The 19,788-nt window shown below is 73.7% G+C and carries 20 protein-coding genes; 15 read left to right on the top strand and 5 right to left on the bottom strand.

Translation table 11 applies throughout. The annotated features are described in order from the left end of the window. Nucleotides 1-34: 34 nt before the first annotated feature. The 12 genes from O1G22_RS39065 to O1G22_RS39010 all read left to right on the top strand — a co-directional run bounded on the left by O1G22_RS39065 (nt 35) and on the right by O1G22_RS39010 (nt 11,722). Nucleotides 35-475, top strand: a complete 441-nt coding sequence (locus O1G22_RS39065) for a phage tail protein (protein ID WP_067043798.1) — start codon at nt 35-37, stop codon at nt 473-475. Continuing rightward, complete coding sequence (locus O1G22_RS39060; protein WP_270085638.1) at nt 472-975, top strand: hypothetical protein; 504 nt, start codon at nt 472-474, stop codon at nt 973-975. Before O1G22_RS39065 ends, O1G22_RS39060 begins: the two co-directional genes overlap by 4 nt. Further along, nucleotides 972-1,130 carry a DUF6760 family protein gene (locus tag O1G22_RS39055; RefSeq protein WP_177235491.1) on the top strand — a complete coding sequence of 53 codons (159 nt, stop codon included), beginning with the start codon at nt 972-974 and terminating at the stop codon, nt 1,128-1,130. Before O1G22_RS39060 ends, O1G22_RS39055 begins: the two co-directional genes overlap by 4 nt. Nucleotides 1,131-1,134: 4 nt before the next feature. Further along, the gene (locus O1G22_RS39050) at nt 1,135-4,020 is read left to right on the top strand and encodes a hypothetical protein (RefSeq protein WP_270085637.1); all 2,886 of its coding nucleotides are present in this window, start codon (nt 1,135-1,137) and stop codon (nt 4,018-4,020) included. A 25-nt stretch (nt 4,021-4,045) separates the two neighbouring features. Further along, nucleotides 4,046-4,471 carry a phage tail protein gene (locus O1G22_RS39045; protein ID WP_225094786.1) on the top strand — a complete coding sequence of 142 codons (426 nt, stop codon included), beginning with the start codon at nt 4,046-4,048 and terminating at the stop codon, nt 4,469-4,471. Further along, nucleotides 4,471-5,190, top strand: coding sequence for a CIS tube protein (locus O1G22_RS39040; RefSeq protein WP_428986450.1), 720 nt, complete (start codon nt 4,471-4,473; stop codon nt 5,188-5,190). Before O1G22_RS39045 ends, O1G22_RS39040 begins: the two co-directional genes overlap by 1 nt. Continuing rightward, nucleotides 5,187-7,013: a VgrG-related protein gene (locus O1G22_RS39035; RefSeq protein WP_270085636.1), complete on the top strand. Its 1,827-nt coding sequence runs from the start codon at nt 5,187-5,189 to the stop codon at nt 7,011-7,013. Before O1G22_RS39040 ends, O1G22_RS39035 begins: the two co-directional genes overlap by 4 nt. A gap of 64 nt (nt 7,014-7,077) precedes the next feature. Then, nucleotides 7,078-7,395 (top strand): PAAR domain-containing protein, encoded by a 318-nt coding sequence (locus O1G22_RS39030; RefSeq protein WP_270085635.1) that lies wholly within the window; start codon nt 7,078-7,080, stop codon nt 7,393-7,395. Next, complete coding sequence (locus O1G22_RS39025) at nt 7,395-7,817, top strand: GPW/gp25 family protein (RefSeq protein ID WP_225094788.1); 423 nt, start codon at nt 7,395-7,397, stop codon at nt 7,815-7,817. Before O1G22_RS39030 ends, O1G22_RS39025 begins: the two co-directional genes overlap by 1 nt. After that, nucleotides 7,817-9,775: a putative baseplate assembly protein gene (locus O1G22_RS39020; protein ID WP_270085634.1), complete on the top strand. Its 1,959-nt coding sequence runs from the start codon at nt 7,817-7,819 to the stop codon at nt 9,773-9,775. The genes O1G22_RS39025 and O1G22_RS39020 overlap by 1 nt, the downstream gene beginning before the upstream one ends. Continuing rightward, nucleotides 9,772-10,335 (top strand): phage tail protein, encoded by a 564-nt coding sequence (locus O1G22_RS39015; RefSeq protein ID WP_270085633.1) that lies wholly within the window; start codon nt 9,772-9,774, stop codon nt 10,333-10,335. The genes O1G22_RS39020 and O1G22_RS39015 overlap by 4 nt, the downstream gene beginning before the upstream one ends. 4 nt (nt 10,336-10,339) lie before the next feature. Continuing rightward, complete coding sequence (locus O1G22_RS39010) at nt 10,340-11,722, top strand: NADase-type glycan-binding domain-containing protein (protein WP_270085632.1); 1,383 nt, start codon at nt 10,340-10,342, stop codon at nt 11,720-11,722. Between the two features lie 22 nt (nt 11,723-11,744). Here O1G22_RS39010 and O1G22_RS39005 read toward each other — a convergent pair whose 3' ends face one another. Continuing rightward, nucleotides 11,745-12,596, bottom strand: a complete 852-nt coding sequence (locus tag O1G22_RS39005; protein WP_270085631.1) for a helix-turn-helix transcriptional regulator — start codon at nt 12,594-12,596, stop codon at nt 11,745-11,747. A gap of 87 nt (nt 12,597-12,683) precedes the next feature. On the opposite strand from O1G22_RS39005, the gene O1G22_RS39000 reads away from it, so the two are divergent. Next, on the top strand, nt 12,684-13,487 hold the full coding sequence (locus O1G22_RS39000; RefSeq protein ID WP_270085630.1) for an SDR family NAD(P)-dependent oxidoreductase: 804 nt from the start codon (nt 12,684-12,686) through the stop codon (nt 13,485-13,487). Between the two features lie 12 nt (nt 13,488-13,499). Here O1G22_RS39000 and O1G22_RS38995 read toward each other — a convergent pair whose 3' ends face one another. Further along, on the bottom strand, nt 13,500-14,372 hold the full coding sequence (locus O1G22_RS38995; RefSeq protein WP_270085629.1) for an SGNH/GDSL hydrolase family protein: 873 nt from the start codon (nt 14,370-14,372) through the stop codon (nt 13,500-13,502). Nucleotides 14,373-14,593: 221 nt separating this feature from the next. On the opposite strand from O1G22_RS38995, the gene O1G22_RS38990 reads away from it, so the two are divergent. Continuing rightward, nucleotides 14,594-16,429: an AAA family ATPase gene (locus O1G22_RS38990; protein ID WP_270085628.1), complete on the top strand. Its 1,836-nt coding sequence runs from the start codon at nt 14,594-14,596 to the stop codon at nt 16,427-16,429. 90 nt (nt 16,430-16,519) lie between these two features. After that, the gene (locus tag O1G22_RS38985; protein WP_270085627.1) at nt 16,520-17,521 is read left to right on the top strand and encodes an NAD-dependent epimerase/dehydratase family protein; all 1,002 of its coding nucleotides are present in this window, start codon (nt 16,520-16,522) and stop codon (nt 17,519-17,521) included. Between the two features lie 125 nt (nt 17,522-17,646). Here O1G22_RS38985 and O1G22_RS38980 read toward each other — a convergent pair whose 3' ends face one another. The 3 genes from O1G22_RS38980 to O1G22_RS38970 are packed head-to-tail and all read right to left on the bottom strand — an operon-like array spanning nt 17,647 to nt 19,710. Then, on the bottom strand, nt 17,647-17,820 hold the full coding sequence (locus O1G22_RS38980; RefSeq protein WP_270085626.1) for a hypothetical protein: 174 nt from the start codon (nt 17,818-17,820) through the stop codon (nt 17,647-17,649). 40 nt (nt 17,821-17,860) lie between these two features. Then, nucleotides 17,861-18,973: a sensor histidine kinase gene (locus O1G22_RS38975; protein ID WP_270085625.1), complete on the bottom strand. Its 1,113-nt coding sequence runs from the start codon at nt 18,971-18,973 to the stop codon at nt 17,861-17,863. Between the two features lie 2 nt (nt 18,974-18,975). Continuing rightward, the gene (locus O1G22_RS38970) at nt 18,976-19,710 is read right to left on the bottom strand and encodes a response regulator transcription factor (RefSeq protein ID WP_225094800.1); all 735 of its coding nucleotides are present in this window, start codon (nt 19,708-19,710) and stop codon (nt 18,976-18,978) included. Between the last annotated feature and the right edge of the window lie 78 nt (nt 19,711-19,788).

The following is a 19,788-nucleotide window of genomic DNA, read 5'->3' as shown; positions in this document are numbered from 1 at the left end:
CCGCGGGTCGGACAAGGAAAGGTGACAGGCAGTCATGGCAGAGGGCGATGCTCTTTCCACACACGTCTTCGGTGTGCAGCTCGGCGGGTACATGGTCGAGTCGATCCAGGAGATCAGCGGGTTCTCCGTCGAGGAGGAGGTCGTCGAGGTCAAGCAGGTCACGTCGACGGGCAAGCAGATCATCCGGAAGCAGCCCGGGGCACGGCAGGCCGGCGAGATCACGATCACACGGGGACTCGACAAGAGCAGTGAGTTCACCAAGTGGATCAAGGAGACACTCAACAACGGTGCCGTCGACACCGCCCGGCAGAACCTGACGATCGAGATCAAGGACACCAAGGGCGACACGGTCCGCCGTATCCAGCTGATGAACGGCTGGGCCTCCAAGTGGGAGGGCCCCTCCCTCAAGGCCGGCGAGTCCTCACCGGCCACCGAGACCGTCACGATCGTGTTCGAGGAGATCGTCGTCGAATGAGGCGCCGTACCGTCACGGCCGGCAACCTGGAGGAGCTCCTGGAGGTGACGTCGCCCGCTCAGGCAGCCGACCAGCCCCAGGCTCAGCCTCAGGCTCCGGCCCCCGGCCCCACGACACCGCAGGACCACGGGCTGCGCACGGAGTTCGAGTTCGAGCTGCCGCGCGGGTACGTGGACGAGGCGGGCACCCTGCACCGGCACGGCGCGATGCGCCTGGCCACCGCCCGGGACGAGCTGCGGCCCCAGATCGATCTGCGGGTCAAGGAGAACCCGGCGTATCTGAGCGTGGTGCTGCTGAGCCAGGTCATCACCCGGCTCGGCACCATCACCGATGTGCACGCGGGCGTCGTGGAGCGGATGTACGCCACCGACGTCGCGTTCCTCCAGGACTTCTACCGCCGCGTCAACAGCGAGGGGCACACCCGCGCTGCGGTGACCTGCCCGCACTGCGAGGGCGCCTTCGAGGTCGACCTCTCGGGTGGGCGCCTGGGGGAATCGTGACGTACGCACTCCCCCGGCTGCGGGAGGAGATCGCGTACATCGCCTACCACTTCCACTGGCAGCGCGAGGAGATCCTCGACCTCACCCACGCCGAGCGGCGCCAATGGGTGACCGAGATCGCCCGTATCAACACCCGTGTGAACGAAGGTGGTTGAGCACATGGCATGGCGGGACAGGCTGCGCCGTCGGGCCCCGGCGCGGACCCCCGCGCCCGGCTCTCCCGCGGGTACGTCCGCTTCCGGTGCGGCCGCCTCCACGGGTTCCGGCGCGGAGTCGTCGGTGCCGGGCACAGCGGATACGTCCCGGTCCGTGCCCGGCGACTGGGACGGCGGCTGGCGCCGCACCGCGCCGCCGACGCTGACCGTGGCCCGCGCCCCGCTCGGCGTGAGCGACGGCCTCACCTTCCGCGCCGGCCTCGCGTCCTGGCAGAACCCCTCCTTCGACGCCGGCCTCGGGCACGCACTGCTGCCGTCCGCGCCGGTGGGCCTGATCCATGGCGTCACCGGGCGCGCCGTAGCAGGTGGCACGTACGCCGACGGCGGACCGCTGCTGTTGCGGGCGCTGCGGACGGATGCCGAGGAGGGCGAAATCCCGGCCGTGCCCGACCGTCCGGCCCCTGCCTCCGCGGAGAGCCCAGCGGGCGACAAGGGCAGCAAGGGCAGCAAGGGGAACAAGGGAGCCGGGGGAGACAAGGGAGACAACGAGGCGGCACGTACGCGGTCTTCGGCTCCGTCACACAGGTCCGGACGTTCTCCCGCCGCGGCCGGCATCCCGTCCGTCCAGCGCTCGGTGACCGCGTCCGCGCCCAGCCGTGCGCTCGTGCCCGCGGAACCCCTCGTGCCGACGGCCGCGCCAAGGACGCCGGTTCAGCGGGCCGGAGCCGAGGGCGACGCCGCCCGTGCGGTCCGGCCCGGCGATCCCGGCCGCCTGGCACGGGGGCCGGAGATTCCCGTGGTGCGGCGCATTGCCGTGGTGCCGGACACATCGGGCCGCTCCGCTGTGCCCGGGGCTCCGGCCGGCCGCCGTACCGCAGCGCAGGCCAAAGACTCCGCACGGCGGGAGCGGTCGGCGGACGGCCCCGTGCGCCCGGTGGCCGTCGGCCCCTCCCTGACCGTGGCCCGACGCATGGCCACGCCGGTACGACGGATCACCGCGCTACGGCCCGCTGCTCCGCCCACCGAGGCACCCACTCCCCCTGCCTCGGGCAAGCACGCGGCACCGACCGCCGTCACCGATGAGGCTCCTGCACCCACACCCGCTGGGCAGCACGCCGCCACCTCCGCACGACCCGGCACCCGGCCACCACTGGGCGCCCCCTTGCCCGAACTCCCCTCCACAGCCCGCCCGTTGCCCTCCCATGCGCCGGACGCGACACGACCGGAGAACGTCCCACACCCGGCTCCCGGACCGGCACTGCCGGTCGTGCAGCGCCACGTGGACACCACCTCTGCTTCCCCTCCGGGCTCGTACGGCAGCGGCCTCGCGACGCCCAAGAGCGAGGAGAGGCCGGCCGCCGCACCGGCCGGACCCGAACCGGCTCGCCGTGCCACCCCGCCCCGCCGGTCCGACGACCACCCGTCCGACGACCGCCCACCCGACGATCGCCCGTCAGGCGCCCGTCCGTCAGGCCCCCGTCCGTCAGGCGCCCGGGCCCGTGGCGGCCTGGGGGCACCTCTGCCCGCGATGCCACCGACAGCGGACGTCCCACGCGCTGCCCGCCCCGGTGGCCGGCCGCACACCCCGGCCCATCCGCCCGCTCCGCACGTCCAGCGCTCCCCCGCGCGCCCGGACCGGACCGCCGCAAGCACACCCGAGTCCCCCGCGGCCGCCTCCCCGCTGCTGGGCGCAATGGACACCGAACTCAGCAAGCCAGACGTCAACTTCGCTACCCCACAGTCAACTTCAGCCGCGGTTCCGTCCACCGCCCCGACTCCCGCCACACCCCTGGTGGCCCGGTCAGGGCCCTCCGCCGGACCCGCACCGGAGGCCCGAGCGGCCTCCTCGGACGAGCCGACGGCGCCGGCCGGCACAGCGGCGAGGGCTGTGCCCGCCTTCGCGAGCGGATCGGCGACACCGGCACGGACGCAACCCGATGGAGCCATTCCGGTCGTCGTCGCCCGGGCCGTCGGCGCTCCCGTCCACTCCCCCGCCCGCGTCCCCGCCCCCGGCCGACCCCCGGGCACCACCGGCGACCAGCCCTCAGGTGTCATCGGCGTACACCCCCTCACGCCTCCGCGTCGGCCGCCGCACCGCAGTCTTTCCCTGCTCGCCGCCCGCCGGCTCACGGTCAACACCCGTGTCCCGGAGGGCGTTGCGCCTCCTGCCGCTGTCCGCTCCACCGAGCGTCCGGTCGTGGCCGCCTCCTGGCGACGCGACCCGAACCCGCCACAGGCACAGGCACCGGCACCGGCACCGGCACCGGCACCGGCACCGGCACCGGCACCGGCACCAACGTCGTCCGCTCCCTACGTGCAGAGAAGCAGCGTCTCCCCGCCGGCGTCGACGACGTACAACTCGCCTTCGCACAGCCCGAGTTCCGCGCAAGCTCGCCGCGCCGTCCCCGTCGTACGCCCGGATCCCCCCGTCCAGCGGGCCACACCCATAAGGCCGCAGGCGCTGCCGGTGACCGATCCGCAGGCGCCGCCGACGCAGGAGCGCCCGGCGAGCCCGGCCCGGCAGACCGGCCCGCCCGTGCCCGTGGTCCGCGCCACCCGTACGACGGCCGGGGCGCGTACCGGCACCGCCCCCGCCCCGGCGACACCCCTCGTCCAGCGGGACGTGGCCGGTGCCGGTGGTGTTCCCCCCGGTGTGCCGGTGACCGCCATGCCCCCGAGGCCGGTGCAGCGGACGTCCGACAAGCCACCGGAGGCGGCGCGGAAGGCCCCGGGCAAGGACACGGTCCGGTCGGCCGGAACGTCCCAGGACCCCGGGATCGATCTGGACGAGCTGGCGCGGCGGCTGCTGGATCCGCTCGCCCGGCTGCTGCGGGCCGATCTGCGCAGGGGCCGGGAACGTGCGGGCCGGCCGTATGACGGACGGCGCTGAGGAACAGGGAACGGATGGCCAAGGGATGACGGACAACATCTTCGCGACGAGCGTGTTCTTCCGGCTCGCGATCGGCGGCAACGACCTGGGTGCCTTCCACACCTGCTCCGGGATGGGGGCGGAGGTGGAGATGGAGACCTATGCCGAGGGCGGCAACAACGGCTTCACCTGGCAGTTGCCCGGCCGGGTGACCTGGTCGAACATCACGTTCACCCGGCCGGTCACCGCCGACACGGCGAAGATCGGGCGCTGGCTCGACCAGACGCTGCGACGGGTGGAACCGAAGGACGGGGAGATCGTGGCGCTGAGGCCGGATCTGAGCCGGATCATCAGCTGGCAGGTGCTCGGCATCGTGCCGGTGCGCTGGCAGGGGCCGTCGTTCGATCCCTCGTCCTCGCAAGCCGCCGTGGAGACGCTGGAGATCGCGCATGAGGGACTGAGGCCCTCCTGATGACCACTGTGCGCACCAGCCGGGCCAGGGCGCAGCTGACCCTGAAGGAACCTCCGGCGGCGGTGGGCGCGAAGCCCGGTGGGACGATCGCGCGGCTGGCTCTGCAGTTCAATCCGAACACCCTCCAGTTGCGCAAGACCACCGAGTGGCGGCGCACCCCGTCGCGGATGGCCGGGCAGTCGGCGCTGCCGGAGTTCGTGGGCAGCGGGCCTCGGGAGCTGAGTCTTGAGGTCTTCCTCGACGCGACGTCGACGCATGACAACTCGGTCGAGCAGGCCGTGGAGACGCTGATGAAGGCGTGCGTGCCGAGTCCGGCGAGCCTCGCGCGGAAGAAGCCGGCCAGTCCGTGGGTGCGGTTCGAGTGGGGTACGGCCCGCACGACGTCGTTCGACGGGGTGCTGTCGAGCCTGTCGGTGACGTACACGCTGTTCGACGTGGACGGCAAGCCGCTGCGGGCGACCTGTGCGCTGTCGGTGGAGGAGGCGAGCGTCGACCCGCCGGGGCAGAACCCGACGTCCGGTGCGCGCACCGCCCGCAGCACGCACACGGTGGTGGCGGGGGACAGTCTCGCGCTGCTGGCGTGGCGGGAGTACGGCGACGCGACGGCCTGGCGGGTCATCGCGGAGGCGAACGGGATCGACGACCCGATGGCCCTGGCGCCCGGCACCGAACTGGTGGTGCCGGCGCTCGGGGACGCGGGCGGTGAGGAGGAGCGGTGACCACACCCGAGGCGCGCGGCGGCCGGTCGTTCGCGGCGGACCCCGTCGTGGAGGCGCCCGGTGAGCTGCCGCGGATCTGGGCGGCCCAGCTGGTGAGCTGTGTGGTGGACGAGAACGTGGGTCTGCCGGACACCGCCGTGCTGACCTACCGCGATCCCGACCACGAGTTCCTGAGGTCGACCGGTATCACGCTCGGCACCCCGCTGCGGGTGTCGGTGGTGACGGTCGCCGGGCAGGCGCGCGAGCGGCTGTTCAACGGCGAGGTCACGGCCGTGGAGATCGACCGGGACTCCACCGGGTCGTTCACCGTCGTACGTGCCTACTCGGTCGCGCACCGGCTGCAGCGCGGCCGGAGGGTGGTGGCGTACCGCAACATGACGGCCGCCGCCATCGTGCGCAAGGTGGCCGCCGGGGCGGGGCTGCCGTGCGGGAAGGTGGAAGCCGCGCCGGTGACGTACAAGCAGCTGTCGCAGGCCAATGTCTCCGACTGGGACTTCCTGCAGTATCTGGCGGGCGAGAGCGGTGCGCTGGTGCGAGTGGACGACCAGGGAGTGCTGCAGTTCACCAAGCCCGAGAAAGCCTCGGGTGCGCCCGCGCCGTCGACGCCGGCCACGCAGAGCCCGATGGTGCTGGAGTACGGGCGGAATCTGCTCGCGCTGCGGGCCGCGCTGTCGGGAGCGGACGGGGCGGCCCAGGTCGAGGTGCGCGGCTGGGACGTCACCACGAAGACGCCGCTCGTGGCCCGGCAGCAGTCCGTGACCAGCGACACGGTACTGCCCGGTCTGGCCCCGGAGTTCGGCGCCCGGTTCGGGAAGTCGGCGAAACTGACGGTGACGGACACGCCGTACCGGACGCAGGCCGAGACCACCGCGGCCGCCGCTGCGGTCGCCGGTCAAGTGAGCGCCGGGTTCGGTGAGTTGGAGGCGGTGGCCGAGGGCAATCCGCGGCTGCGGGCGGGCCTGCCGGTGGCGCTCGGCAATGTGGGGCCGGCGTTCTCCGGCCGGTACACGGCGACGGCGGTGCAGCACAGCCTGGAGCCGCACGGTGGCTACCGGACCACGGTATGGGTGAGCGCCAGCCCGGACCGTTCCCTGGCGGGCCTGGTGACCGGCGCGAACGCACCCGGGCGCGGGCCGCGCATGCCGGGTCTGGCGATCGGCGTGGTGACGGACGTGCGTGAGCCGGGGGGCGCGCAGAGCGGCGGGGTCCGGCTCACCTTCCCCTGGCTGGACGACACGTACGTGACCGACTGGGTGCGAACCGTGCAGTGGGGCGGCAAGGGTGGCGGGGGTGTGGTGAGTCCCGAGGTCAACGACGAGGTGCTGGTCGGCTTCGAACAGGGGCTGCTGGACCGCCCGTACGTCATCGGGGGTCTGTACAACGGCGTGGACCGGCCCTCGCCGCACGACGTGCCGCTGGTCGACGCGACCAGCGGCAAGGTCAACCGCCGTTCCGTTGTGTCGCGTTCGGGGCACCGGCTGGAGCTGCTGGACACGCCCGCACCGGGCCCGTCCGGGGTGCGGCTGCGCACCGCGGACGAGCGGCTGGAGGTGCTGCTGGACGACCGGCACGACCGGATCGAGCTGACGGTGTACGCGGCCGGCGGCCGGCGGGCGGTGTCCTCGGTACGGCTGGACGAGCACGGCATCACGCTCGACGCGACGACCGGCAAGGTCAGCGTGAAGGGCGGCAGCGTGGAGATCGACGGCACCGGCGCGGTCAAGGTCGGCGGCCGGTCGGTGAGCGTCGCCGGGCAGGCGGACCTCACGCTCGACGGCGGTCTGCTCGGTGTGCTGAAGGCGGATCTCGTGCGCATCAACTGACGTCGACCCGAGCTGTTTCCACGGCCGTCGAGGCCATGACCACCCCTTCGGAGAGGAGCCCGGCATGCCCGCCGCAGCCCGTACCGGCGACCCCACCAGTCACGGGGGTGTGATCGCCACCCCGCCGCCCGGCGCCGCCGCGGCGGTGGCGCGTGTGCTGATCGGCGGCCGTCCCGCCGCCGTCGTGGGCAGCCTGCACACCTGTGTGATGCCCCCGCACGCGGCCCTGGGCCCGGCCAATGTGATCCTGCCGAGCCCGGCCGCGCTCCTCTCGGGCGAGGTGCTCATCGGCGGGCTGCCGGCCGCCCGGATGGGCGACACCACCGCGTGCGGCGCGACCGTTCAGCTCGGCGCCCTGAACGTGCAGATCGGAGGGGTGTGATGAGCGAGCGGTTCATCGGGCGCGGCTGGGCGTTCCCGCTGCGGGTGGGGCCGACCGGCGGGATCGCCATGGTGGAGCGGGAGCGGGAGATCGAGGAGGCGATCCGGCTGGTGCTGGGCACTGCGCCCGGCGAGCGCCCGATGCGGCCCGAGTTCGGCTGCGGCATCCACGACTACGTCTTCGCACCCGGTGACGGCGCCACCGCGGGGCGGATCGCACAGGCGGTGCGGGAGGCGCTGGAGCGGTGGGAGCCGCGGATCACGGTGGACGACGTGGCGGTCGCCTTCGACGCGGTGGACGACGGAACCCTCTACATCGACGTGCGCTACACGGTGCGCTCCACCAACGACCGGCGCAATCTGGTGTTTCCCTTCTACACGATCCCCTCCGAGGAGGGGGCCGAGGAAGCGGTCGCGGACTGATGGCCCTGCCCTCCCCCAACCTGGACGACCGGCGGTTCCAGCAACTCGTCGACGAGGCGAAGCGGTACGTGCAGCAGCGCGCCCCGGAATGGACCGACCACAACGTCTCCGATCCGGGCGTCACCCTGATCGAGACGTTCGCCTATCTCGTGGACCAGCTGCTGTACCGGCTGAACCGGGTGCCGGACAAGAACTACACCGCCTTTCTCGACCTGCTGGGCATCCGGCTGTTCCCGCCGGCGGCTGCCTCGGCCGAGGTCGACTTCTGGCTGTCGGCACCGCAGCCCGACACGGTGACGCTGCCCGCCGGGACCGAGGTGACGACGGCGGACGGCGACACGGAGGAGCCCGTGGTGTTCGCGACCACGGACGAACTGCGGGTCGTACCCGCCGAGTTGATCCGGCTGGTGACCGCGCCCCGCACCGGCGACCAGGCCGACCGGACGCGTGAGCTGACCGAGGGCCGGGACGTACGGTGCTTCCAGGCGGCCCCCGAGCCGGGGGACGCGGTGCTGTTCGGGCTGCCCGCGGCGGTACCGCGGTGCATCGTCGCCGTGCGGCTGGACAGCCGGGTGGAGGGCGTCGGGGTGGACCCGCGCCAGCCGCCGCTGGTGTGGGAGGCGTGGGACGGCGTGCGCTGGCAGGTGTGCGAGACCGGCTCGGACACCACCGGCGGTCTGAACCGGCCCGGTGAGGTCATCGTGTACGTCCCGGCCGGGCACACCGCGTCGGTGATCGGCGGCACGCGGGCCGGATGGCTGCGCTGCCGGGCCACCGAGGCGGAGCCGGGCCAGCCGTTCTACTCGGAGTCCCCGACCGTGCGCGAGGCCACGGTGTTCACGGTCGGCGGCACCATCACCGTCGAGCACGCGGAGACGGTTACGGACGTGCCGCTCGGATCGTCCGAGGGGGTGCCGGGGCAGACGTTCCGGCTCGGCCGGCCGCCGGTGCTGCTGGACGGCGAGCCACCGGTGGTGGAGGTCTCCTCGGCCGACGGCTGGCGGCGCTGGGAGGTGGTCGAGCACTTCGGCCGCTCGGGCCCCACCGACCGGCATGTCCAAGTCGACGCCACCACGGGCGAGTTCACCTTCCCGCCCGCGCTGCGTGAGCCGGACGGCACGCTGCGGCCGTGCGGGGCGGTGCCGGAGAAGGGCGCCCGGATCCGGGTGTCCCGCTATCGCACCGGCGGCGGTCCGGCCGGCAATGTGGCCCGGGGCGCGATCTCGGTGCTGCGCAGCTCGGTGCCGTACGTCGCGCGGGTGACCAACCGGGAGGCGGCGCGCGGCGGGGTGGACGGGGAGAGCGTCGCCAACGCCAAGCTGCGGGCCCCGGACGCGCTGCGGATGCAGGAACGGGCGGTGACGGCGGAGGACTACGAGATCATCGCCCGGCAGGCGGCTCCTTCGGTGCGCCGGGTGCGCTGTCTGCCCGCCGCTGAGGGCGCGGGTGCGGTGCGGGTGCTGGTGGTGCCGGACGCGGTGGCCGACGAGGGCGACCGGCTCCGCTTCGAGCAGCTGATCCCGTCGGACCAGGTGCTCGCCACGATCACCGAGAGCCTGGACGAACGACGGCTGATCGGGACCCGGTTGGTGGTGGAGCCGCCGGTCTACCAGGGCGTCACGGTCGTCGCCCGGCTCGCGGCGGCACCCGGGGAGACCGACCGGGTACGGGACGCGGCCCTCGCCGCGCTCTTCGGGTACCTCAATCCGCTGCACGGCGGACCGGACGGCACCGGATGGCCGTTCGGGCGGCCCGTGCAGTACGGCGAGATCTTCGGCCTGCTGCAACGCGCCACCGGCAACGCGCTGGTGGAGGAGATCCGGCTGTTCCCCGCCGACCCGGTCACGGGCCGCCGGGGCGCTCCGGCGGACCGCGTCGACGTGACCCCGGGCGCGCTGGTGTTCTCGCACCAGCACCAGGTCGTCGTACAGCCCCTGGAGCCGGGAGGCCGGGCATGAGCCGCGCCGCCGTACCCGGCCTGCCGAGCCGGCACCCCATCGGCGGGCTGCTGCCCGCGCTGTACGCCGACGACGATTTCGCCCAGCGCTTCACCGCCGGTCTGGACACGGTCCTCGCCCCGGTGTTCGCCACCCTCGACAATCTGCCCGCCTATCTCGACCCGCGCATCGCGCCGCTCGACTTCGTGGCCTGGCTGGCGTCCTGGGTGGGCGCCGACGACGACCCCGGGTGGCCTGCTGAACTGCGCCGCGAGGCGGTCGTCCGCGCGGTGGAGCTGCACCGGCGGCGCGGCACCCGGCGCGGGCTGGTCGAGCGGCTGTGGCTCACCCTCGGGGTGAACGCCGACGTCAGCGGCGACGGCACGGCGGTGTGGTCCCGCACCGCGGGCGCCGACCTGCCCCCGGAGCCGTCCGAAGAGGTACTGGTCCGGGTGTGGCCGGGCCGCGACCCGGAGGTGGACGAGGGCCGGGTCCGGGAGGTCGTCCGGTCCCTGTGTCCGGTGCATGTCTCGTGCCGGGTGGAGATCCTGCCCGGCCCGCCCGCCGACGAAGGGAGGTGACGCCATGCGCGCCTGTCCCGCGTGCGGGGCGTCCAACGACCCCGCTGACGACTTCTGCGGCAACTGCGGGGCCTACCTGGGCTGGTCCGAGGAGGGTTCGCGCGATACGTCCGCCCCGCCGGCCGCACCGGAACCGCCGGCCCCACCCGCCCCGGCGGCCGACGAAACCGCCGCTTCCCGTCCTTCGACGTCCCGCACGTCACCCTCTCCCGCACCCCGTACCTCGTCCCTGCGGACCAGGCTGACGGGGCGGTCCCGGCGGAGTTCGGACGACACGCCCGAGCCGGAGCGAGCCCAGGAGGCCCTGGCTCCGGTGGCCCCGGTGCCGGCATCACCGGTCACGGACGGGCCCCCGGGAGACAACGACCTTACAGAGGGCGCGAGTTCGGGCCAAGGGATCGGCGCGGGTGGCGCGGAACGCGGTGCGGACGAGCAGGGCCCCACCACATCCCGCACCCCCGACACCGCCTCCACCCCGTCCGGCACCCCCGACACCGCCACCGCGCCCCCGCCCGCTCCGGCTCCGCCGGTCCGCCCGGCCGCACCTGCCCCTCCGGTCCACCCCGCCGCCTCCGTCTCGACGCCGTCCTCGCCGCCGCAGTCCGAGGACGTCGGGCCCGTGCAGCCCGCGAAGCCGGTCGCACCGCGTCCTGTCGTGCGGGCGGCGGCCGTGCCGGAGGAGGAGGTGTCCGGTGTGCCGTGCCCGGTGTGCGGCACACCCAATCCGCCCGGCCGCCGGTTCTGCCGCCGCTGTGCGAGCCTGCTCACCCCGGCGGCGGACCGGGCGCCGCTGCCCTGGTGGCGGACCATCTGGCCGCTGCGGCGCCGGGTGCGGGCGGGGTCCGGGCGGTGGATCCGGGTGCTGGTCACCCTGGCCGTGATCCTGGCGCTGTGCGTGGGCGGGTTCTTCCTGCTGCCCGCCGGGCGCGCCCTGTTCGAGGACACCCGCGACAAACTCGGCGGCGTCAAGGCCGTCACTCCGGTGGCCGTCCACGCGAGTGCCGAGGTGCCCGGCCATCCGGCGAAGAACACCACGGACGGGCTCAGCAACCGCTACTGGGGCGCACCCGGCGCGGGGGCCTCGATCACGTACACCTTCGGCAAGCCGTTCCGGATGGTCGACCTCATCATCACGAACGGCGCGTCGAACGAGCCCGAGGAGTACGACCGTGAGGCGCGGGCGCTCCGGATGGACATGGAGGTCACGTCGGCCGACGGGACGGTGCACCGCAAGGAGATCGACCTCGGCGACAAGGCGGGATGGCAGACCGTCACGACCGGGATCGACGACGTGGTGAAGGTGCGGCTGGTGCTGGGGTCGGTCACCGGGCTCACGGCTCGGCGTCATGTCGCCGTCGCCGAGGTGGAGTTCTTCCAGCGGAGCTGACACCCGGGCGGCAAGGGCGGGGTCAGCGGGGGGCGTCCATGCGCTGGGTGCCGATGACCGACAGCAGCCGGAGCGCCTCCTCGGAACGCGAACCGGGGACGGCGGTGTAGATGACGACCTGCTGGTCCCGGTCGGTGAGGTCGAGGGCGTCGCAGTTGACGGTGACCGCCCCGACCAGCGGGTGCTGGAAGGTCTTGCGCAGGGTGGGTGCCACGGCCACGTCGCGGGAGGCCCACAGCCGGGCGAACTCCTCGCTGCCGTCGAGGAGTTCACGGATCAGCCCGGTCACCTCGGGATCGTCCGGGTAGCGGGCCGCGGCGGTGCGCAGCCGCCGGGCCGCGTGGCGGGCGAACGCGTCGGCGTCGGACACGCCGTACAGCCGGCGTCCCCCGGGGCGCGGCCCGAGGAAGGCCCGGCGGGCGAGGTTGCGGTCGCGGCGGGGCAGAGCCGAGAAGTCCTCCATGAGGGCGGCCGCCAGCTCGTTCCAGGCGAGCACCTCCAGCGTGGCGGAGGTGACGAAGGCGGCGGACCCCGGCAGCCGGTCCACCAGATCGAGGATGCTCTGCCGCACCTCGCGCGGGGGTCCGGGCGGCGGCTCCACCGGGGCGCCGGCCAGGAGGTGGAGGTGGTCGCGTTCGGCGTCCGTCAGCCGCAGGGCCCGGGCCAGCCCGGTCAGCACCTCACGGGACGGGCGCGGGCCTCGGGCCTGCTCCAGCCGGGTGTAGTACTCGGTCGAGATGTACGCCAGCTGCGCCACCTCCTCGCGGCGCAGGCCCGGTGTGCGGCGGCGCGGCCCGGCGGGCAGGCCCACGTCGGCGGGGCCGATCCGCTCGCGCCGGCTGCGCAGGAAGGCCGCCAGTTCCGTTCTGTCCACACCCCCAGTGTGCGCGGGCGCCGGGTGGCCGATCCAGGTACCGCCGGTGCCTGGATGAGCCCTGCTCACGGGCGCAGGCTCGCTGCCATGGAGAACAACACACAGACCGTCGGGACATCCGCCTCGGCCGCTCCCGGCCTGCTGGCGGGCAAGGTCGCCTTCGTGACGGGTGCCGGGCGCGGGATCGGCGCCGCCGCGGCCCGGCTCTTCGCCCGGGAAGGGGCCCGGGTGCTGCTCGCGGCCCGTACGGAGGCCCAGCTGAAGGCGGTGACCGAGGAGATCCGGGCGGCGGGCGGCACCGCGGACTTCGTGGTGTGCGATCTCGCCGAGCCGGAGAGCGTACGGGCCGCGGTGGACCGTGCCGTCGGCCTCCACGGCCGCCTCGACATCGCCTTCAACAACGGGGCGACGATCCAGCGGCCCGGCCCGCTGGACGAGCTGCCGGAGGCCGACTTCGACCACGTCTACACGGTGAACCTCAAGGGCGTGTGGCTGGCCATGGCCGCGGAGGTCGCCGCCATCCGGGCGACCGCCGGGACGGGCGCCATCGTCAACAACTCGTCCGTCGGCAGCCTGCGGGCCAACCCCGAACTGCCCGCGTACGGCGCGATGAAGCGGGCGGTGAACAGCCTGACGGAGTCGGCCGCCGTGACGTACGGACCCGAGGGGATCCGGGTCAACGCCATCGCACCCGGCAACACGCTGACCGAGATGATCCGGGCCTGGGAGGAGGAGTCGCCCGGACTCCAGGACCGGCTCACGGCCCTGACGCCGCTGCGCCGCGCGGCCGACCCCGGGGAGATCGCCGAGGCCGCCGCCTGGCTGCTGAGCGACCGCGCCTCCTTCGTGACCGGCACGGTGCTGCGGGTCGACGGCGGCGCTCGGGCCTGAAGTCCCCGGAGGTCAGCCGAGGCCGAGCACGCTCATCGTGTGCTCGGCCATGCGCTGCTCGCCGAGCGCGTCGGGGTGCACGGGGACGATGTTCGTCCCGAAGAGGAGCGGCTCGATCCACCGGGTGCCGAGCGCCTGGCACGCGTCGTGCCCCGCGGAAACCTGGGAGAAGTCCACGTACGTGGCCCCGGTCTCCTCGGCGGCGCGCTCGACGACGGCGTTGAGGTGGGCCTGCAGGGCGTGCAGGTACGGCACGTCGCCTTCGGCGATCGGCAGCTGGGCGAAGCAGGACGGGTCGGCCGTGGCGGGCGTGATCCACGGGTAACCGAGCACCGCCACCCGGGCGTTGGGCGCTTTGGCCCGTACGGCGCTCAGCGCGCTCTTCAGCGCGGGGTAGGTGTTCGTGTCGATCGCGTCGTCGAAGGACGTGCCGTACGTGTCCTTGCAGGGGCTGCCCTTGCCGCCGCTGAGGATCCCCGCGGTGCCGCAGTCCAGGATGGCGTTGATGAAGGTGCCGTTGTCGTTGCCGCCGATGGTCAGGGTCACCAGGTCGGTGTCCGCGGTGACGGCGTCCGCCTGCGGGGCGACCCCGGGGTACTGGGACGCGGTGAAGTCCTTGGTCTGGGCGGCCCCGCAGGTGACGTCCGTCAGCCGGGCGCCGGTGCGGGCGGCGATGACGTGGGGGTAGTTGGCCGTGGAGCGCAGGCACAGCAGGTTGCCGAGGTCGACGGGAAGGACTCCGGACGCGGCGCTGTAACTGTCGCCGAGGGCGGCGTAGTTCAGGGGGGTCGCGGCCTGGGCGGGCGCGGCGGTGAGGCCGAGGGCCAGCGCCCCGGCGAGTGCGGAGGTCGCGGCGATGACACGGCGCAGGGCAGGCTTGGGCATGGCAGGTGCTCCCTCTTCTCGGGGTGGGGGTGCGCGAGAAAGCGGCGGCTCGGAGCAAGGGGAGTGCCGGAGCAGGGGAGTTACTTCGGGGTTCTACCGATAAGTAATGTGAGGGTGGCGCACCCTGGAGTCAACGTTGTCGACGGAGATTCTTAAGACGCTGACGACGTGCGAGTTGCCCGGAGATCATGGGGACTTGGGCGAGGGACGGGAGGGGTGCCGTGGGTGGAGTGAGTGGAGTGGGGCGCCGGGGTACGGGACGGGGTGGCTGGGACGACCCGGGGGCGGGCAAGGGGCTGCGGATCGCGGCGGGAGTGGCCATGTGGGGCGGTCTGGCGTGCGTCCTCGCCGGTGTCGCCGGGTTCTTCGTGCGGGAGAGCCGGCCCCGGGTGTGGCACGGATCCTGGTGGCAGATCGGCGGGCTGATCGCCGTAGGACTCGCGGGAATCATGGTCGATGAGGGGATCGGGAGACACGTCCGGCGGATCGAGCGCTTCCTCGCGTACCGGACGATGCTGGAGAACCCGGGCCGTACGAGCGTGCACCCGGATGCCGACCCCGGTGTCTTCCGGCTGCTCTCGCCGCTGCACAGCCCCGTGCCCTTCCGCGACCGCGAGGACGAGCTGGCCCGGCTGCGGGCCTGGTGCGACGGCGAGGCGGACCCGCACCCGGTGCTGCTGCTCGCCGGTGCCGGCGGGGTCGGCAAGTCCCGGCTGGCGCTGGAGCTCGCGCGGGCGCTCGGCGAGGACTGGACCGCCGGACGGCTGCTGTCCGCGCACACGCACACGGTGTTTCGAGCACTGCGCGACCGTGGCAGGCCCGCGCTGGTCGTCGTGGACGACGCCGACATCTGCTCCGACCTCGACAGCCATATGCACTCCCGGGTGCGCGCGGACGTGGTCCCGCTGCTCGACGCGTTCCGCAGGCGCCCCCAGGACGGGCCGCCGGTGCGGTTGCTGTTCGTCGTGCGGCACGCGGAGCGGTTCCGCGCGGTGGTCTCCGAGGAGCTGGGCCAGGACCATCGCAGCCGTGACACCCGGTACCTCATCGACGAGGCTTCCGTGCTCGATCTGGCGCCGCCCGTGCTCGACCGCGCCGCCCGGGCCGAGCGCCACGCGCAGGCCCTCGCCGCCTTCACCGCCGTACTCGGGGACGCCCCCGCCGATGCCCCGCGCGCCGCGGCCCCCGCGCCTGACGGCCAGACCCTTCTGGACCTGCACGCCCAGGCCCTGGTCACCGCACTGACCGGCGGACCCGCACCCCACGCCTTCGAGGACATCGCCGCCGTCCTCTTCGAGCGGGAGCGGGACCGCTGGCGGCGCGGTGCCGCGTCCTTCACCGCCCCCGGAGTCGCCGCGCTGCCCGGCTTGTCCGACCACCCCGAGCTGCCCGAACGCGTCATGCTGGCCATGCTGTTGAACAGCCATCGGGAGTACGTCGCCGCCACGCACCTCGTCGAACGGCTCCCCGGATTCGAGGGGCTGGACCGGGACCGGGCCTGGACCGAGACGTACGCGTGGGTGCGCTGGGCCCTCGCGCTGCACGGCGGCACGCGGACGGCCGAACGCATGGCGGAGCCCTGGATCGGGCCGGAGCGGTTCACCAACTGGTTCCTCACCACGCGGCTGCGCGCCGAGCCGGAACTGTTCGACCGCCTCCAGTCGGGGCTGACCATGCGCCGGGCCGAGCATGCGGCGGCCCTGCTGTGCCGGGCCTGCGAGGACTTCCCCGAGGCGGGAGAGAACCTGCGGCGGTTCGTCGCGGCGGCCCCGCCGGGGCACGGCTACGGCGCCCTGCGCGCCGCCCTGACGCTCGCGCATCCCGAGCGGGTCGACCCCTGGATCGCCGAGGGCCTGCGGAAGCTGGAGCCCGAGATCCGCACCGCCTTCACCAACAGCGCCGTGTACGGCCTGGCACGGGTCACCGATCCCGAGCTGCTGCCGCGTTCCTTCGCCGTCCTGGCCGGCACGTACCAGCAGCTCAAGCGGGCCGAGGCGAAGAAGGAGCGACGGCGGAAGTGGGACCAGCGATGGCAGGCACTTCTCAAGAGGGCCTGACGGCCGGCACGGCGAGGCCACCTCTTACGGAGTCATGACGTGCCGGCCACGCCACCCGGTCATGGGGCGGTCCAGGGCTAGCGTGACCGTATGCGTGTACTGGTCACCGGCGGTGCCGGGTTCATCGGGTCCCATGTCGTCGAGGCGCTGCGGGCCGGCGGGCACGAGCCGCTGGTGTACGACGTCCGGGAGGATCCCGGCGCGGATGTGCGCAACCCGGCGGCGGTCGCCCGGGCGCTGGCGGGCGTGGACGCCGTGTGTCACCAGGCGGCGATGGTCGGGCTCGGCCACGGTGTCGCCGACGCGGCGGAGTACGTCTCGCGCAACGATCTGGGTACGGCCGTCCTGGTCGCGGCCATGGCGGAGACGGGGGTACGGCGCCTGGTGCTGGCCGGGTCCATGGTGGTGTACGGGGAGGGCCGTTACGCGTGCCCGCGACACGGTGTCGTACGCCCCGGTCCCAGGACGGCGGCCGACCTCGACGCGGGCCGGTTCGAGCCCGCCTGCCCGCGCTGCGGGGCGGAGCTGAGCCCGGGGCTGGTCGGCGAGGACGCCCCGGCCGATCCGCGGAACGTGTACGCGGCGACCAAGCTGGCCCAGGAACACCTGGCCGCCGCGTGGGCCCGCAGCACGGGCGGATCGGCGGTGTCCCTGCGCTACCACAATGTGTACGGCCCCCGGATGCCGCGCGACACCCCGTACGCAGGGGTCGCCTCCTTCTTCCGCTCGGCACTCGCCCGGGGTGAGGCCCCGCGGGTGTTCGAGGACGGACGGCAGCGGCGGGACTTCGTCCATGTACGGGACGTGGCGGAGGCCAACGCGGCAGCTCTGGAGGCGGCGGCCGCCCCGGGTGTCCTCACGGTGTACAACACCGGCAGCGGCGAACCTCGTACCGTCGGTGAGATGGCCCGGGCCCTGGCCGACGCCTGCGGCGGTCCCCGGCCTGTGGTCACCGGGGAGTACCGGCTGGGCGACGTACGGCACATCACCGCGGACTCCTCCCGTCTGCGCGCCGAGCTGGGGTGGAAGCCGCAGGTCGGGTTCGCGCAAGGCATGCGCGAGTTCGCGCGGGCGGAACTGCGCGAGGGGTGAACACGGGCCTGCGGTGTGCCCCTTGGGAGGTCAGGCGACGGCGGCCCCCTCGTGCCGGCCGGGCTGCCGCGCCCACCGGACCGCCGCCGGCGCCACACACCCCACGCTCAGGAAGACACCGCCCATCAGCGGCCGGCCGAGCGTGCCGCCGCAGTGGAAGACGCCCGCGTACTCGCCCTGCGCGTGGGCAGGGCGAGGGTGTAGCGCAGCTCGAACGAGCCCGCCGCGTAAAGAAATTCAGCGAGGGTGTGCACGCCTACGCCGAGCAGGATCAGCACGACGGCACCCCAGGCGGACATCCCGTCGACGAAGCTGACGGTGGCTGACGATTCCCGCGACTCACGCCGTCGGAAAAGGCAGAGTCACCTCGAAACTGCACCCCCCGGGAATGTTGCGGACGCTCGCCCGGCCCTGGTGGGCCTCGACGATGCCTCGGACGATGGCCAGCCCCAGCCCCGCCCCCGCCGGGGGTGTGCGGGCGTCGGTGCCGCGCCAGCCGGTGTCGAAGACGCGGGGGAGGTCTTCCTCGGGGATGCCTCCGCAGCCGTCGGTGACGGAGAGGACCACCCCGTCGGGGGTGCGTTCGGCGGCGATCGCGACCGTGCCGTCGGGCGGGGTGCGGCGGATGGCGTTGACCAGGAGGTTTCCGAGGACGCGGGTCATCTCCTTGGCGTCGACCTCCACGGGGACGGGTTCGACGCCGTCGCCCACCAGCCGTACACCGTGCTCCCGGGCGAGCGGATCGGCCCCGGCCAGCGCGTCGCCTACGAGGTCGTACAGGGAGATGCGGCTGGGGCTCAGGGGGAGGGTGCCCGCATGGATGCGGGAGAGTTCGAAGAGATCGCCGACCATGTCGTTGAGGCGTTCGACCTCGGTGCGGATCTGTTTGAGGTAGCGGTCCGGGTCGGCCGCCACGCCGTCCTCCAGCGCCTCCGACATGGCGCGCAGGCCGGCCAGGGGGGTGCGCAGGTCGTGGGAGATCCAGGCGACCAGTTCGCGCCGTGACTTCTCCAGCGCCCGCTCCCGCTCGCGGGATTCGGCCAGGCGTGCGCTCGTCGTGGCCAACTCGCGGCTGAGCGCGTCCAGTTCGGCGGTGGTGGGGCCGTGCGGGGCCGCGAAGGCTCCCGCGTCGCCGAACGAGCGGGCGGCGTCGGCGAGTTCGCGGCTGCGGGCGACGACCCAGCGGCCGAGGAGCAGCGCGGTGGCGAACGAGACCACCGCCGCCATCGCCACGACGGTGGTGACCACGGTCAGGTCGTGCGGGGACAGGAACATCGCCCAGGCCACCGCCAGCGTGCCGGCGAGCATGGCGACGACACCGACGGCCGCGACCACGGCGAGGGAGGCGGTGAGCGAGCGCCGCCGGATCAGACGCAGCACGCCCGCTCCCGTCACCCCCGCGGCGGCGGCACCGGCGAAGGCGTACAGGGCGATGAGGAGAGTGTCGCGCATGGTCAGGACGCCCCCTCGGCCGGCTCGAAGCGGTAGCCCACGCCCCAGACCGTCTGGATCAGCCGGGGGCGGGCCGGGTCGTCCTCCACCTTGCCGCGCAGGCGGCGGACGTGGACCGTGACGGTCGACAGGTCGCCGAAGTCCCAGCCCCAGACCTCACGCATCAGGTCCTCGCGGCTGTAGGCCCGGCCCGGGTGCCGCAGGAGGAAGGCCAGCAGGTCGAACTCTCGCAGGGTGAGGGCCAGTTCGGTGCCGTTCTTGGTGGCCCTGCGGGCGGCCGGGTCGACGGTGAGGCCGGCCGCGGCCAGCCGGTGCCCGGTGCCGCCGGCGGGGCGGCTGCGGCGCAGGACCGACTCCACGCGCAGGACCAGTTCGCGGGGGCTGAAGGGCTTGGTGACGTAGTCGTCGGCGCCGACCTCCAGGCCCAGGATGCGGTCGTCCTCGTCGCCGCGCGCGGTCAGCATGACGACCGGCACGGGGCCGTCGTCCCGCATCCGCCGGCAGACCTCCAGGCCGTCCATGCCGGGCAGCATCAGGTCGAGCACCACCAGGTCGGGCCGGTGCGCGGCGGCGCGGGCCAGGGCCATGGGGCCGTCATCGGCGCGGTCGACCGTGAAGCCGGCGCGGTGCAGATATCCGGTGACGACCTCGGCGACGGTCGGATCGTCGTCCACGACCAGGATCCGGGCCGTCGGCTCGGCGGCTTCGGTCCCGTGGGGCTCGTACGGTGCGTGCATGCCTCCAGCGTCGCACCGCCAGGTCGGCACCACCGGGGCCGCCCGGTCCGGCGTCCGCGTTTCGTAAGGTCCTGGAGC

Origin of the sequence: Streptomyces camelliae, from assembly GCF_027625935.1 — a bacterium.
GTDB lineage: Bacteria > Actinomycetota > Actinomycetes > Streptomycetales > Streptomycetaceae > Streptomyces > Streptomyces camelliae.
Note: the sequence above shows the minus strand (reverse complement) of the source record. Positions and strands in the feature narration are given on the sequence as shown.

What these genes read in the sequence shown, in the direction of transcription:
- O1G22_RS39065 (WP_067043798.1), top strand. Translation starts at nt 35, where the DNA reads ATGGCAGAGGGCGATGCTCTTTCCACACACGTCTTCGGTGTGCAGCTC.
- O1G22_RS39020 (WP_270085634.1), top strand. Translation starts at nt 7,817, where the DNA reads ATGGCCCTGCCCTCCCCCAACCTGGACGACCGGCGGTTCCAGCAACTC.
- O1G22_RS39040 (WP_428986450.1), top strand. Translation starts at nt 4,471, where the DNA reads ATGACCACTGTGCGCACCAGCCGGGCCAGGGCGCAGCTGACCCTGAAG.
- O1G22_RS39015 (WP_270085633.1), top strand. Translation starts at nt 9,772, where the DNA reads ATGAGCCGCGCCGCCGTACCCGGCCTGCCGAGCCGGCACCCCATCGGC.
- O1G22_RS38970 (WP_225094800.1), bottom strand. Translation starts at nt 19,710, where the DNA reads ATGCACGCACCGTACGAGCCCCACGGGACCGAAGCCGCCGAGCCGACG.
- O1G22_RS39025 (WP_225094788.1), top strand. Translation starts at nt 7,395, where the DNA reads ATGAGCGAGCGGTTCATCGGGCGCGGCTGGGCGTTCCCGCTGCGGGTG.
- O1G22_RS38975 (WP_270085625.1), bottom strand. Translation starts at nt 18,973, where the DNA reads ATGCGCGACACTCTCCTCATCGCCCTGTACGCCTTCGCCGGTGCCGCC.
- O1G22_RS38985 (WP_270085627.1), top strand. Translation starts at nt 16,520, where the DNA reads ATGCGTGTACTGGTCACCGGCGGTGCCGGGTTCATCGGGTCCCATGTC.
- O1G22_RS38995 (WP_270085629.1), bottom strand. Translation starts at nt 14,372, where the DNA reads ATGCCCAAGCCTGCCCTGCGCCGTGTCATCGCCGCGACCTCCGCACTC.
- O1G22_RS39030 (WP_270085635.1), top strand. Translation starts at nt 7,078, where the DNA reads ATGCCCGCCGCAGCCCGTACCGGCGACCCCACCAGTCACGGGGGTGTG.
- O1G22_RS39050 (WP_270085637.1), top strand. Translation starts at nt 1,135, where the DNA reads ATGGCATGGCGGGACAGGCTGCGCCGTCGGGCCCCGGCGCGGACCCCC.
- O1G22_RS39060 (WP_270085638.1), top strand. Translation starts at nt 472, where the DNA reads ATGAGGCGCCGTACCGTCACGGCCGGCAACCTGGAGGAGCTCCTGGAG.
- O1G22_RS38980 (WP_270085626.1), bottom strand. Translation starts at nt 17,820, where the DNA reads ATGTCCGCCTGGGGTGCCGTCGTGCTGATCCTGCTCGGCGTAGGCGTG.
- O1G22_RS39000 (WP_270085630.1), top strand. Translation starts at nt 12,684, where the DNA reads ATGGAGAACAACACACAGACCGTCGGGACATCCGCCTCGGCCGCTCCC.
- O1G22_RS39010 (WP_270085632.1), top strand. Translation starts at nt 10,340, where the DNA reads ATGCGCGCCTGTCCCGCGTGCGGGGCGTCCAACGACCCCGCTGACGAC.
- O1G22_RS39045 (WP_225094786.1), top strand. Translation starts at nt 4,046, where the DNA reads ATGACGGACAACATCTTCGCGACGAGCGTGTTCTTCCGGCTCGCGATC.